This is a genomic window from Streptomyces griseiscabiei, assembly GCF_020010925.1.
Taxonomy (GTDB): domain Bacteria; phylum Actinomycetota; class Actinomycetes; order Streptomycetales; family Streptomycetaceae; genus Streptomyces; species Streptomyces griseiscabiei.
This window is the reverse complement of sequence record NZ_JAGJBZ010000005.1, coordinates 342,403-355,171: the sequence shown is the minus strand read 5'-3', so window position 1 is coordinate 355,171 and position 12,769 is coordinate 342,403. Positions and strand designations below refer to the sequence as shown.

General features: G+C 72.7%; 11 protein-coding genes and 2 tRNA genes. 4 read left to right on the top strand and 9 right to left on the bottom strand.

Annotated features, from left to right (window positions below; translation table 11 throughout):
- Positions 1-225: 225 nt before the first annotated feature.
- Together J8M51_RS44620 and J8M51_RS44615 are read left to right on the top strand one after the other, a co-directional pair.
- Positions 226-534, top strand: a complete 309-nt coding sequence (locus J8M51_RS44620; protein WP_129260303.1) for a hypothetical protein — start codon at positions 226-228, stop codon at positions 532-534.
- Positions 535-750: 216 nt separating this feature from the next.
- The gene (locus J8M51_RS44615; protein ID WP_060880217.1) at positions 751-1,551 is read left to right on the top strand and encodes a GntR family transcriptional regulator; all 801 of its coding nucleotides are present in this window, start codon (positions 751-753) and stop codon (positions 1,549-1,551) included.
- Positions 1,552-3,055: 1,504 nt separating this feature from the next.
- Here J8M51_RS44615 and J8M51_RS44610 read toward each other — a convergent pair.
- The 7 genes from J8M51_RS44610 to J8M51_RS44580 all read right to left on the bottom strand — a co-directional run bounded on the left by J8M51_RS44610 (position 3,056) and on the right by J8M51_RS44580 (position 8,119).
- Complete coding sequence (locus J8M51_RS44610) at positions 3,056-3,427, bottom strand: hypothetical protein (RefSeq protein ID WP_060880394.1); 372 nt, start codon at positions 3,425-3,427, stop codon at positions 3,056-3,058.
- An 84-nt stretch (positions 3,428-3,511) separates the two neighbouring features.
- Entirely contained in the window at positions 3,512-3,856 is a 345-nt protein-coding gene (locus J8M51_RS44605) for a hypothetical protein (RefSeq protein WP_060880395.1), read from the bottom strand.
- Between the two features lie 405 nt (positions 3,857-4,261).
- A tRNA-Asp gene (locus J8M51_RS44600) sits at positions 4,262-4,332 on the bottom strand.
- Between the two features lie 26 nt (positions 4,333-4,358).
- Positions 4,359-4,434, bottom strand: a tRNA-Glu gene (locus tag J8M51_RS44595).
- Positions 4,435-5,203: 769 nt separating this feature from the next.
- Positions 5,204-6,142, bottom strand: a complete 939-nt coding sequence (locus J8M51_RS44590; protein WP_060880396.1) for a hypothetical protein — start codon at positions 6,140-6,142, stop codon at positions 5,204-5,206.
- A 120-nt stretch (positions 6,143-6,262) separates the two neighbouring features.
- Positions 6,263-7,225, bottom strand: coding sequence for a transcriptional regulator (locus J8M51_RS44585; RefSeq protein WP_086751615.1), 963 nt, complete (start codon positions 7,223-7,225; stop codon positions 6,263-6,265).
- A 294-nt stretch (positions 7,226-7,519) separates the two neighbouring features.
- Entirely contained in the window at positions 7,520-8,119 is a 600-nt protein-coding gene (locus tag J8M51_RS44580) for a hypothetical protein (protein ID WP_060880784.1), read from the bottom strand.
- Positions 8,120-8,738: 619 nt separating this feature from the next.
- Here J8M51_RS44580 and J8M51_RS44575 point away from each other — a divergent pair.
- On the top strand, positions 8,739-9,422 hold the full coding sequence (locus J8M51_RS44575) for a hypothetical protein (RefSeq protein WP_060880785.1): 684 nt from the start codon (positions 8,739-8,741) through the stop codon (positions 9,420-9,422).
- A 243-nt stretch (positions 9,423-9,665) separates the two neighbouring features.
- Here the strand turns inward: J8M51_RS44575 and J8M51_RS44570 are convergent, their stop codons facing one another.
- The gene (locus J8M51_RS44570) at positions 9,666-10,805 is read right to left on the bottom strand and encodes a methyltransferase domain-containing protein (protein WP_086757781.1); all 1,140 of its coding nucleotides are present in this window, start codon (positions 10,803-10,805) and stop codon (positions 9,666-9,668) included.
- A gap of 46 nt (positions 10,806-10,851) precedes the next feature.
- Entirely contained in the window at positions 10,852-11,724 is an 873-nt protein-coding gene (locus J8M51_RS44565; protein WP_086757779.1) for a radical SAM/SPASM domain-containing protein, read from the bottom strand.
- Positions 11,725-12,179: 455 nt separating this feature from the next.
- Here J8M51_RS44565 and J8M51_RS44560 point away from each other — a divergent pair, with 455 nt between their 5' ends.
- Positions 12,180-12,560 (top strand): hypothetical protein, encoded by a 381-nt coding sequence (locus J8M51_RS44560; RefSeq protein WP_234374053.1) that lies wholly within the window; start codon positions 12,180-12,182, stop codon positions 12,558-12,560.
- The last annotated feature ends 209 nt before the right edge of the window (positions 12,561-12,769 follow it).

Genomic DNA, 12,769 nt, shown 5'->3' with positions numbered 1-12,769 from the left:
GCGGGACGGGGACGGCGAGGAGGCGGGCGCGGGCGCGGCGGGCACACGGGCGCCGCGGGCGGCGGGACGGCGGGGAGGCGGGCGGGACGGGGGGACCTGTACGAGCGGGGCACGGCGGGACGGGCCGGGGGCGGACGCGGCGGGGAGCGGGGAGCGCGACGGGCACACGGGCGCCGGGCAGCCAGGGGCGACGGCAGGCCGCGGGCCAGCCGCTACCGTGACCCGGTGAACACCCCCCACGACCGGCACCGGCCGGACCCGGCCCGGGACGCCGCCGAGCTGACCCACGAAGCCGCGGCCGCCCGCGTCCAGGACGCCAACCTCGCCCGGCTACGCCAAGAGGACGAGGACGCCGACCGGATCTTCCCGCCCGGGACCGCCTTCACCGACGCCCTCGTCGACGACGACGCGATGCGCCTCATCGGCGTCGCGACCGAGGCGTACGGGGCGGCCAAGCACGCCGCAGGCCGCATGGACCTTTTCCACCGGCTCTTCGAGAACACCGGCGACGACGACCTCCCCTGGAACGGGTAGCCCTCCGGCCGCGCCGCACGCGGACCCTTAAGGCGCGGCAGTCGAGGGCGACACGATCGACGACGGAGACCGGGCCACAAGGCGGCGGACGACGACGCGACCGGCGAGGCACGGCCGAGCGGGACGCGGCGGCACGGCGGCGGACGGCTGCTCGGGCACGGCCCCAGGAGGGACGTCGGCAGCGGACGCCCTGCGCGGTGTGGGTAGCGTGAGGCCATGCCCCTGCCCTTGGAAAACGACTCGCGTCCTCCCTACCGCCAGGCGGCGGAGGTGCTGCGCACGGCCATCTTCAGCGGCGAGTTCCCGCCCGGCGCCCGGCTTCCCTCTGCCCGTGTGCTGCAGCGCGACTTCGGTGTCTCAGGCTCGACGGTCCAGAATGCCCTGCGGGAGCTGAAGCGGGAAGGGCTGGTCTACTCCGTTGTCGGGCAGGGCAGCTACGTGCGCGAGCACCCTCGAGGGACCGAGGGCGAGGGCGCCCGGGAGGACCGGCACTGCGGCGGTGGACCTGCGGCCGCCGCTCGTGAGCGTGCCGGCGGGCAGGGCGTGATCGCTGACGACCCGCGGCTGCCCTACGTGCAGGTAGCCGACATGCTCCGATCGGATATCCGGGCGGGCCGTCTTGTCCCGGGCGGCCGTTTTCCCTCGGCCCGGGAGCTCCAGGAGCGTTTCGGCATCGCGAACTCCACGGCGCAGAACGCGACCCGGCGCCTGAAGGAAGAGGGTCTCGTCTACGCCGTCAAGGGCAGGGGCGCCTTCGTCCGGACCGCCAAAACCGCCCGGCTGGCCGGCGAGGGACGGACCTCGCTGCCGGCCTCTCCCGATACGGCGGCCCAGGACGACGCCGAGCTAGTTCTGGCCCTCGCGGCCGCGGAGCAGCGCTTGACGCGGGCCTTCACCGAGTACGAGCAGGCCCTAACCAGCTACCGGGCCCTCATACAGCAGGCGAGGGCCCAGCGGGTCGAGGTCCCGGACAGCGCGGCGGACGACGAACGGCAGCACCTCGACGGCCTGCAGTAGACGCCGGCGCTCGACGCCGTTCCCGCGCGCAGCGCGCGGGAACGGCGGGCGGTGGCACAGAGGCGCGGGCGGTCCGGAGTACAGGCCGGACGGGCGGGGCGGGCGGCCGAGCGGGAGCGGGAGCGGGAGCGGTGACGCGACGGTGCGGCGGCGGGCGGCACGGGGGCCGGGACGGCGAGGCGCGGGCAGCGGGGCGGGGCGCGACGGAGGCGTACGGGGCGGCCAAGAACGCCGCGGGCCGCATGGACGTGTTCCACCGGCGACGACGACCTCCCCTGGAACGGGTAGCCCTCCGGCCGCAGCCGCACCACGCTCAGGCTCAGTGTCGGCCGAGGGTGGGCAGCTCCGCCGAGGCGGTCCGTACGCTTCGCCCGCGGCGAGCGGAACGGTCGTCCTTATGGGTCCGACGGGCCCGGGCGCGCCACAACCGTGCTTGCTGCTCCCGGCCGGCCACGGTGTACGGCGACGACGTTCAGCGCGGCGGCGCGGGCCCGGGCGGCCAGAACCTCGGCGACGGGAACCAGGGGCCCATCTACCCTTACAGCCCGTCGGCTCCTCGCAAACACAGCCCAAGGCACCGCTCGGGCGGCCCAGTTCGCCGAGGTCCCGCACATACACCCAGGCCCGGTCGTTGCCGGTGGCGATCTCGGCGAGGCGCTCCAGTTCCGGCCACTTGCACGGCGGCAAGACCTCCCGAAGCGCCGCGCGCGGCACACCCGCCGCCAATCACCGGCCAGCGGGCGCTGTCCAAGGCCGGGTGCCCGGATCTCGTCCTCGGTCACCTGCCTCCCCCGCCGCTCGGATCCCTCACCGCGCTATCGCCGCCGGACCAAGGCCCGGCGGCGAATCGGCGAAGACCGCTTGGCGGGAGGGGCGCAGACTGTCGCTACTACCCAGCAACACCAGCCGCGCGGCCGGACGCTCGGCCACTCGGGCATGACAGCCCGGCGCCGGCACGGTACCGGCCAAGCCACACGGGCACGGACCAGGTGGTCGTGGGCCGTCTTCCTCTGGACGAGCCGCGCCGGATGATGCAGGCCGGTTGGGGGACACCACGGTGCAGTGCGCCGCGTTGCCGCTCAGGCCCGACAAAGGCGGAGCGCGGCCCGGGACAGCGGCCAGCGACCGGGGGGCCGCGGGATGGCAGAGCGTCGGGTCAGCCCTGCAAAACGAAAGGGCCAGGCGATCCGGACGCCTGACCCTCGCCTCCACCCCGTACACGGGCGGATAGCTCTCCCCCGGACTGTGTGCAGAACAAACAGAGCAGTGACAGCACCCCAGGGGTTACCTGCACTACAGTACCCACCCCCCCACCTCTATGTCAACTTTTTTGCGTCGCCTCGGCCGGGGATCCAGCGAGCGGCAGCGAGGTGGCAGGGCAACGAGGCGCGGGCGGCCAGGACGGCGGCCGGCAGACGCGGCGGGATGGACGGGACCTCGGCGGCCGACGGCGGCGCCAGCGGGGCGGACCGACGGCCGGGCAGGGCGCAGTGGTGGTGAGGAATTACGGCTGCTGCGCGCGGTACTTGCTGTCGATCTGCTCTACACGGGCGCTCAGGCGGGCGACGGTGCGGCGGGCGTCATCGACGACGTCGCGCAGGACCTCCTCCATCGCCTCCCTCATACTGAGGGCGTCGCGCTCGTTCGCGACGGCGCGGGCCGCGCCCACGGCGATGTCTTCCAGGGTCACGGTGCCGGTCATGACGACGTCGTGGGAGTCGTTCTCCTGTGGCTGGTAGTAGGACAGGCCATCCTCGGGCGTGGCCCGGCGTACCTGAACCGTGACGGTGTAGCCCTCGTGGAGGAAGCGGGCGGTGCCGTCGAGGTCCAGCCGGAAGCCCGGGTCGGCGGGGGCGTAGAGCTGGCGCAGTTCCATGCGGGGTTTCCCCAGGTGTGGTGGTGGCATCGTCTGCCGGTCGACGCGGGCCGAGCGCGGCAGGACCGCGGCGGCGACCGGAGGTCAGCAGTCCAGGAGCGGGCCGTAGTGGTGCTGGTGGAGGTCGATGGCCTCGTGGATGTCGGCTTCTGTGAAGCCGCACGTCTCGGGCAAGAGCGTGCCGCTGGAAAAGTCGATGGAGATGTCCAGCAGGACGCCCAGCAGGTCCTGGAGGTCGTGCGGAGGCAGGGTCAGGGTGTGGCGGGCGCTGCCGGGAAAGAGCTGGGCGGTGACGAGGTGGGCCAAGTGGTGCCAGGCCGGATCCGGTCGGCTGAGGAGGTCGGCGCGCAGGTGGCGGGCGATCGTGGTGGGCAGAGTGACGATCGGCGCGGAGAGCATGACGTTCGGCCGGCAGCGGTACGGGGCCACAGGGTGCTCCTTACGTGGACGGTGGAACGGGCGGTCGCACGTCCCGCTCCCGGTCGGAGCCTGCCGGGACGGGAAGCGAGTCGGTGCGCGGTGTGGGGAGCCGCGCGGGTCGCATGTCCTGTCCCGGCAGGCTCCGGGGTCGGGCGATCGCGCCCCTGGCGGGGCCATCGCCTCTGGGCACCGTGGGGTGGCGCACCAGCAGGGGGAACGCCGTCTGCCGGGCCAGCGCCCGGGCGCACCGCCGGAAGGGCGGGGGATTCCGGGCCGGCCTGTCAGGGTGTTCCGTCGGGCGGCCTGCCGGAACGGGAAGCGAGTCGGTGCACGGCATGGGGAATCCGTACGGGTCGCATGTCCTGTCCCGGCAGGGCCGGGGCCACCACTTCCCGGGGTGAGGGCAGTGGTGAGCGCTCCTGCGGGGACTCGAACCCCGTTTCCCGGGTCGACAACCCGGTGCCCTACCTATGGACGACAAGAGCCTGCGTGAACGTGCTGCGTTGCTGCGTACCCTCGGCGGGATTCGAACCCGCGGTCTCCCCATTGAGAGTGGGGTGAGTTGAGCCGGACTACTCCACGAGGGCGTGGTTTTCCCGCCGTCGGCCGGGGATCGGATCAGGTGGGGCCCGCGAAGGGCTTGCTCGTCACCTTCCCCGGCCGGGGCGGGGCCGCCGTCGGCTCCTCCCCAGGAGCCTCGGGCGACGCGTGCCAGCGGACCGGATCCGCCGGGGGAAGCATCACCTTCCCGCTGGCACGTCGTGAACTCTGCGGGTACTGCTCCCGCTCCTCCCCCACGCGGGGGCGTGCTGCTGACACCACGAGTCCCAGAGGGCGCGCTTTCCCTCCTTCAACCTGCACCGGGGATCAACCGAGCGGGTTAGTTCTGCTGCGTTGGTGCGCGCCCTCTCAACGGGGGCGTCGCCTCTGGAGGGGCGCGCGTCCAGCACTTCGCGATCCGAGGGGAGTTGAACCCCTGCCCTCGAATCTCTTCAAGGGCCAGCTCCGGTAGCTGCGAACCTGCCGTACAGCCCGAATCGGCCGCTCCTGACTGTCCGGCGTCCTGCGGGTCGATCACCCCGCTTGACTCTTATAGATTACCCCATCAAGGGGTTTGCGTCAATCTTTTAGCGTCATCGACGTCGGTGCACAGATGGCGCAGGCGCGGAACAGCACTCGCGGCCAGGCAGGGCGCAGTGGCCGGGGCGGAGACGACTCCGTGGCCGGTGTGAACCGGCCCTGCCCCCGGGCCGCCCCGCACGCCGCCTCCGACCGGCTGCCGCCCGTCGCCACAGACCTGGGCACGGCGCGGCTTCCCCGCGAAGGCGGTGCGGGTGGACGCCGGGCGGTGCGGGGCTACGTGTCGTAGACGTGGTGCAGGACGACGGTCCGGCGTACACCTGCCTCCAGCATGGCCTGGGCTCGGTGCTGGCCGTTGATGTAGCCGGGCTCGCTGGCGGGCTGGATCGCGTCCCCGATGCTGAACAGGGTGGCCAGCGCCTCGCTCTCCCACTGAGTGGCGCCAGCCGCGGCCGCGTGGGCGGTGGCGAACTCCTCCATGTCGTCGGGGTCCACGGACTGGGCGCGGGCCCGCTCGAGGACCTGCAGCGCCAGCGCGTTGACCGTGTGCCAGTCGCCGCCGTGGTACCAGCAGCACGACCGGGCCCCGCGGTCCGGCAGAACCTGACGCATCCAGCGCCGCCACCAGGGCACCCCCGTCGGCATGCAGACCGGTTCGCGGAATGGACGAGGCCGGGCGAGACGGGCCACCGCGAACTCCTCGAACACCAGCTGCGGTTCCGGCTCGGCGGCGCGCGGCACGTAGCCGGTGCCGCGGTCCGTGGCGACCGGAGCGCCGACCAGATCCCGCAGTTCCTCGTCGGTCATCGCCGACCAGCTCGGGCCGTGCGGCCGGTAGCGGTCGGCGCCGGCGAACACCACGCGCCGAAAGCGGGTCTCCTGGAGTGACCGCTCCGGCCAGAGCTGCCGTTCCACCCACACCGGCGGCTGGTCCTCGACGGGGCAGTGCCGCTCCCACACCGCGCCCGCAAACCTCTCCACCCCGTTCATCAGCCCCATCCCCTCTGCGAGGGCGATCTGGGTCGCCACCGCGACCGGGCGCGCCCCGGGAGCGGTGAACAGCTGCAGCCGGAACGTCCCCGGCACCCCGGGGGCGCTGAACATGTGGTCGTCCACGCTGAGTCGGCGCGGGGCTGCCAGTGCGCGAAGCTCGTCCTGGCCGTGAGGACGCGGCGCCGGTTCGGGGGCCGGGCCATCGGAGAGGTCATCGGTCATCCCCCGATCATTCCCGACCCGGCGGCGCCCCGAGCCCGGCCCTCGTCGGCATCCGGGCCAAGGTCCCCCTCGCCTCCTCCGGCAGGGGCCCGGCACAGCGGTTCCGTCGGGGCGGGGCGCTCAGGCGGACAACGGTGCGGCGGTGCGGCGGGCGAAGGCGGTCACCCCGGGCAGATCCGGCCGACCGGCGGCGACCTGGGCCGTCAGCGCGCGTACCGAGGGTCGGCGAGCCTCCTGCGGCGCGGCCCGCTCCACCCGCTGCAGCTGCTCGAACGCTGCTGGCACATTCCCGGCAGCCAACCACGCGCGAGCGGTGTCGGTGGCCGCGCGGGCCCGGCGTTCCGCCGTGGGCAGCGCGTCCGGGTCCAGATGCGCTGCGTAGGCGAGGGCCTTGTCGACGTCGCCGAGCTCCCGGTGGATTCCGACCCGGTACAGCGTGCACTGCGCCGCGGACAACTCCCCGCCCGCCGGCGAGCGGCTGGATGCGCGGGCGAGGCGTTCCGTGCTCTCCTCCGCCCAAGCGGCGAACTCTTCCGCGGCGGAGGGCATATGGGCCTGGGCGGCCGTGTACGCGGCGGTCAGCGCCACCATGCCGGACGCGTTCAAGGCGCCCGGGGACGGCCGCACGGCGGCGCCCAGTTGGTCGTAGGCCTCTTCCAGCAACCGCAGGGCGTGACCGGCTCGGCCGGTTCGGCGCAGCGGAGTCGCGGCCGCGCGCGCCGCAGCCGCCAGTGCCACCGGTCGCCCTGAGCGGCGGGCCGCCTCCCCGGCCTGTGCCGCGAACGCTACCGCCGTCTCCAAGGCACCGTTTTTGACAGCGAGTTGAGACGCGAGTGCCCATACCCCGACCGCACGCGAGGCGCCCGCCGGTCCGGTCGCCTCGCTGTCGCGAGCACGGGTCAGCAGCACGGGGAGTGCTTGGTGCAGGCGGTCGTACTCCCCCGCGGTGAACAGCGCCCGCGCGGCCGCCAGGTCCTGGTCCTCCAGTCGCCGGCTAGGTCCGTCGACCAGCGCCGGCGTCGTGGCGCTCGCCCACACCATTGCCGCGCCGAGCCCGGCGCCCAACACCGTCCTGCGCTCCACCCGCCGCCTCCCTCTCAGCCCTCTGTCCCGGGCCTGCCCGAAGAGGCCTTCGGCCCGCACTGCGACGGTACGAGCTCGACCCATTCCTCGGACAGGGCGCACATCCGTACCCCCGCGCGCCCCTCACCCTCGGGGCCCGGCCGGGGAGTGCTGCCGGGCGCGGCACTCCTGCGGGCCGGGGAGTCGGCGGGCGAGCTCCAGGACGACATCGGCGTGCTTCACCGGGCAGAAGCACCCACGGACCGGTGGCGTCCGGGGGGTGTCGCGGGCCTCGCAACACCCGAAGCCTGGAAGTCACCGTCGGGCAGCGTGCCCCAGGTGGTGGAGGACATGGCCGACGGGCGCGTGCAGGTACTCGGAGAGGTCTTCGGCCCGCTCCGGGCTGATGACGGCCGCGGGAAGTGCGGTGGGCAGGACGTCTGGGGTGACGTCGGCGGGGAGCTCGGGCAGTCCGGTGGCGAAGTAGCCGATGCCCGTGCGCTCCAACCCCCTCACGCGGCTGATGAGCAGCTCGGGCGCGGCTCCGTCCCACGCTCCGATGGTGTCCATCGGCGACAGCGCGCGGTACGAGAAGTGGATGCGGCTGGACAGGCTGTCCGAGCGGGTCCGTGCGACCAGTGGCCGGGTGTCGCGGATGCGGCCCGGGGACAGCACTGTGGCCGCCTCGTCGCTGGCGTGGCCGACGAAGTCGGTCACGAAATCCCGCAGGGCGCTCATGTCGCTGATGCTCCCGCCGTACAGCGGGGCGGCGACGCCGCGGAGCCGGGGACGCTCGTCAACGCGGCGGAGCGGCCCTCGCGTCCAGACGCGGATCCCGCTGTCGAGGGCGTGCGCGAAGACGAACTCGCCGCCCTCGTCGACGGGCACAACGAGGACATGGTCAAGGATGGGCATCGAGGGGATCTCCTTCGGCGGCGGGATGAGCGCGGCCGGGATTGGGGCGCGCTCGGTCAGCCCGGTCGGAACGGGCTGCATCCCCGCGCTAGCGGGGTCCCAAAGGGGGAGTCCGACGAAATCTCCGCCACCGAGACTACCGAGGGCAGCGGGCGGTGCGCAGGTGCTGCGGCTGAAAGTCCGAGCCCGGCCGGCCGCACGGTGTCGGTCGGAACCGTCTTGGGCGAATCCGGCGACGCGTCGGGCCGCGCGCAGCCGCCGGGCGGGTGTGCGGCACAACGTGACGGGCAGGACGGAGCTGTCCGAGCGGTTGTGCACTCGTCGGGAGTCACGGGTAGCGGAAGTCGGGCATAGGTACGCGATGGCCGCGGCGCGCGGGCCGGATGAGTGCCGCGGATCTCGGCCGAGTCTCGTCGGATGCCCTCGATGTGTCTGTCGCGGGCACTACGATGTCGGGTGCATCAAAGGGCAACCGCGCCGCGCCCGGTCCACCACCTCGACGCCCACACCGCCGCAGGGGACCGCAGACGTCTGAGACTCGCGCGAGCGGTTCGTCATGCCTTCCTCCTGGACGGCCGGCGCGTGTGGGGCAGCAGGCCGAACAAGGACGTGAGATGTCATGACCCATCGCCGCAACCGGGAGCAGGACCGCGCCGTGCGCGCGTACAAGCGGAGCCACCCCGGCATCACCCTGGACCAGGCCCGTCAGGCCGTCGCTGCCCGCTCCGGGTCGCTGGACGGCATGCCTGCACGGATCTCCGGCGCTCCCCTGCCCCGTCCCGCCGAGCGGCTGGACGGGTACGTCCAACGAGTCGCCACCGCGGTCGGCGTCCAGCGGCATCGCGCCATGGAGCTCCTCGGTCTGCAGCCCGGAGACTCGGCCACCGACCGCCTGGACGACCTCGCCTACGACATGCCCGAGGACACCGTCCAGGCCCTCGTCGCTGCCACCGGCATGACCACCGATCAGGCCCGCGCCCTGGCCGCTCCGCCCGCTGGAGGAGCCCGGGACCTGGAGACCATGGTGCGGCAAATCCTGGCCGAGAAGCACCTCCAGCCCGGGGGCAAGGGCAAGACCAGTACGGACCCGGGTCACCTCGCCCGGCTCCTCGCCGAAGAGGCTGGGAGGCGGCCTCTGCTGGTCGACCTGCCCAGCAACGACCGGTACCGTCCGGTCATCGTCGATCTCGACTGGCCGTCCAGCGTCTCCGGGCTGCCCGTCTCCCCCGAGGTCTTCGACACGGTCGCGAAAGCCCTCGGCGTCGAGCAGGACACCGACGCGGACACACAGGCGCACCAGTAGCCCCCGCCCTCGGCTCGGCTTCTCCGCGCCACAGGGGCAGAGGCTTCTCCCCTGAAGGCGGCGGACTCGGTCGGGCGGGGGCGTCGAGGGACAACGAGCAGCGTCAGTGGGCGGCGAGCGGTGATCGGCACGGCAGGGTTGGAGGTGCTGGTAGGGCTCGCCGTGTGCGGCGCCCAGACCGTGGGAGGCAGCGTGATACGCGGCGCACACTCCGCAATCAGTGGTTGGTGGCCAGCCAGGTCCCTACAGCCTGACTGCCCACCGGCCGCGGGAGAGCGTGGTTTCCCCGTCCGGGGTGATGGTGACCCGGGCTCCGTTCACGGGGAGCTCCCCACCGATGATGAGGCGGTCCAGGACGTCTGTCAGCAGGTCCCACAGGCGGCGGGGCCCGCCTTGGTGGACCAGCGGCAGCTCACGCGACTTCTTGGTGCTGGCGCGGGCCCAGGAGCCGTCGGGATGGGCCAGCCACACGGTGCGCCCGCCGCCCTCGTGCTGCTCGGTGCGGTGCTCGATGCCGGGCTCCTCCAGCTCCAGGGTGGCGCGCACGGCCCAGGAGTCGGGGACGTGGGTGAGCGGGTAGCGGCTGGTGGACACCGTCTCCCCGTCCTCGTCCGCGGCCTGCCACACCTCGGCGGCCGGCGAGGCGTCGTCGTAGTCGTCGCCGTGGCGGGTGCGCATGAACGTGGCCTGGTCGGAGGCGATGAAGCCGCGGGCGCCGCCGTCCTGCGTCTTGTCGGCGACGAGGATCATCGCGGTGCCGGTAATGGTGGTGACCAGTCGGCCGCCGGGGCGCAGCGCTCGTAGCCACGACGAGGGAACGGGCCGGACGGAGACGGTGGACACGATGCGGTCGACGCCGCCAGGCAGCGTTTCGGTGATGTCGCAGACGGCGGTGTGCGGGTGCAGGCCGATGACGGCCAGCCGGTCGGTCGCGGCTTCCACCAGGTAGGGGTCGACGTCCACGCTTGTCACGAGTTCGTCGCCCAGGCGTCGGCAGGCCAGGGCGGTGCCGTATCCGGTGCCGGTGGTCACCAGGGTGCGGGAGCCGTCACCGAGCATCGCGTGCCGGTACATGGTGGCGATCAGGGTAGGCAGGGTCGAGGACGAGGTCGGCCACCTGCCGTACGGGACAACGGTGCCCGGCTCGACGTGATCGGCGTGGTCGGTGCCGATCCGGGTCACGAGGGTCTGATTGCGGTAGGCGGCCTTGAGCCAGGCTTCGGGGTCGTCGGGGCCGTTGCGGGCCACCCGGCCGTGGGTGTCTCGCTCCCACCAGTTCGGCACGAACAGGTGCCGGGGGGTGGAGGTGATTGGCTGCCACCACGGTGACTCCGGCCGGAGATGCCCGTCGGCAAGACGGCGTGCGTGAGGCTCCCAGTCCAGGTCCAAGTCCCTGCAGTCCTTTCCGTGGTCCGCTTGCTCGTTCGTGTCAGCCGTCGTCGGCCGGGCCGCAGGGGCCGGAGTTGTCCGGTCCGCACGAGCTGTCGTCGTTCGGCGCGCAGTCGGGAGGGCAGAGGGCCGCGCTGGCACGGCGCGGAATGCTCGCTGTCACCTGGGCCCACCGGTCGCTGGCCAGCACTGATGCCAGGCTCGCGTCCTTGACGCTGCCCGCGGTTAGGAACCTGCCCATCTCGCACACCGACACGTTGCCGTCCGGGAGGACGGCCGCCTTCTGGTCCCCGCACCGCCCGCACAGCGAAGCGGTCGAGGGCAGCGCGGTCCCCGCGGCGTTGCCGACAGCCCGCACCTCGCTGACGTGGACGTGGTGGACGCCGACGGCCTGCATCTCGGCGCGGGCCCGCTCAGCGCGCTCGTGGTCGCCTCCGTCGAGGACGGCGACCTTCAGCCGGATGCCGCGCCTGACGGCCTCAACGATGTTGGCGCGCGTCGCCTGGTGTGAACCGTGCCGGCCGGTGACCGCGTCGTGCTCGGCCGCGACGGTGCTGTGGTACGTCGTCGCCAGCCGCACGTTGGGGTGCTCGAACAGGCGCCAGTGCTCGTCGCGGACCCGCAGCAGGTTGCTGTAGACCCGGACGCGGAGTCCGGCGCCGACCGCCCGCCGCAGCATCCGGGCAAAGGCCGGGTGCAGGGTGGGCTCGCCGCCGATCAGTTGGATCTCCTCGGTGCCGAGGCTGGCGGCTTCGTCGATGGTCCGGTTCCAGTCGTCCTCGGTCATGCTGCCGTGATTCCGGGTTGGCCCGGACTTGGCGTAGCAGAGAGTCGGACAGGTGAGTTGGCAGCGGTCGGTGATCTCCAGCGACAGGAACCGCAGCGTGGTGGGGGCCTCCGGAGCGATCGTCATGACGCGATCGTAGGCCGCAGGGCGTCAACCCGTCTGGTGTTGTGACTACTTGGCTCCCGGTGGTGTAGACGGCACCGTCCGGTTTTCCTCGTCCGCAGGGGTCCAGCGTCGGTACATGGTCGGGGACCGGAGTGGGCACCTTAGATACCTGGGTCCTGGGTGGAGCCACCACACTGCGCCCCGTCAGGCCCCAGGAACTCCCGCAGGTGCTCACCAGCTAGCGCGCCCCGACGGCGCCAACGAAGGGGATCTTCCTCCGGCCACCCCGTGCGAGCAGGGACGGCTGCGCTCAGGCTGCCGGCTCCTCGGGCAGCCTCTCCAGCCAGGCACGCAGCTGCTCGTACGCGAGGAGGAAGACGGCAAAGGGCCGGACAGCGTCGGCCGAGGCTCACTAATCTCGAGGGATGGTTGTCCACCAGCCCGAGGCCCTGTGGTGCTGCCCAATGGGCCTTGTCATGGGAGCAGCGTACGAGCGCGCGCGAGCCCGCTACGACGCCGCGGAGCAGGCTGGGCGCGACCAGGACGTTCGTCTCGCGTACGCCGCGATGCTGGTCGCGTTGGTCAACTGGTGCGCGCACGACATCGACGCCCACGGCTCGGATCCCGGGCCCGTCGAACAGTGCCCCGTCTGCGCCCGCTTCGAGGAGTCCGCACCGGCATCCGACCAGACGGGTTTCGACGGCTCCACACTGACTGCCGAGGAGTGGGCGTACGAGCGCCGCGTGCACCAGGTCGCTCACCGCCTCGGCCCTCGGATCGTGACGCTCCTGGGCGACGCCGCCGCCGAGCCGGCGACAGCCCAGCTCGTGGTGAATGACATTCCGCCGGCGTCGTGACATGGAGCCGACGGAGTTGCGGATCCCGCGTACAGCTCTGGATGCGTTGGCTGCGGCGATCAGTGTGCAGACGGTCGCCTCGCGCACCTGGCCCGACGGCATCGGCTGGTTCTACCCCTTGGGGACTTGGGAGGAGCCTCATTTGGAGGTCGCTCTGATGCCTGGTGGCGACAAGGTATGGATGCGTATGTCCACCGACCGGGCGAGCA

Bases quoted from the DNA above. Each gene is read 5' to 3' on its own strand.
- J8M51_RS44610 (WP_060880394.1), bottom strand. From the start codon at position 3,427: ATGGAACTGCGCCAGCTCTACGCCCCCGCCGACCCGGGCTTCCGGCTG.
- J8M51_RS44565 (WP_086757779.1), bottom strand. From the start codon at position 11,724: ATGACGATCGCTCCGGAGGCCCCCACCACGCTGCGGTTCCTGTCGCTG.
- J8M51_RS44560 (WP_234374053.1), top strand. From the start codon at position 12,180: ATGGGAGCAGCGTACGAGCGCGCGCGAGCCCGCTACGACGCCGCGGAG.
- J8M51_RS44575 (WP_060880785.1), top strand. From the start codon at position 8,739: ATGACCCATCGCCGCAACCGGGAGCAGGACCGCGCCGTGCGCGCGTAC.
- J8M51_RS44580 (WP_060880784.1), bottom strand. From the start codon at position 8,119: ATGCCCATCCTTGACCATGTCCTCGTTGTGCCCGTCGACGAGGGCGGC.
- J8M51_RS44590 (WP_060880396.1), bottom strand. From the start codon at position 6,142: ATGACCGATGACCTCTCCGATGGCCCGGCCCCCGAACCGGCGCCGCGT.
- J8M51_RS44615 (WP_060880217.1), top strand. From the start codon at position 751: ATGCCCCTGCCCTTGGAAAACGACTCGCGTCCTCCCTACCGCCAGGCG.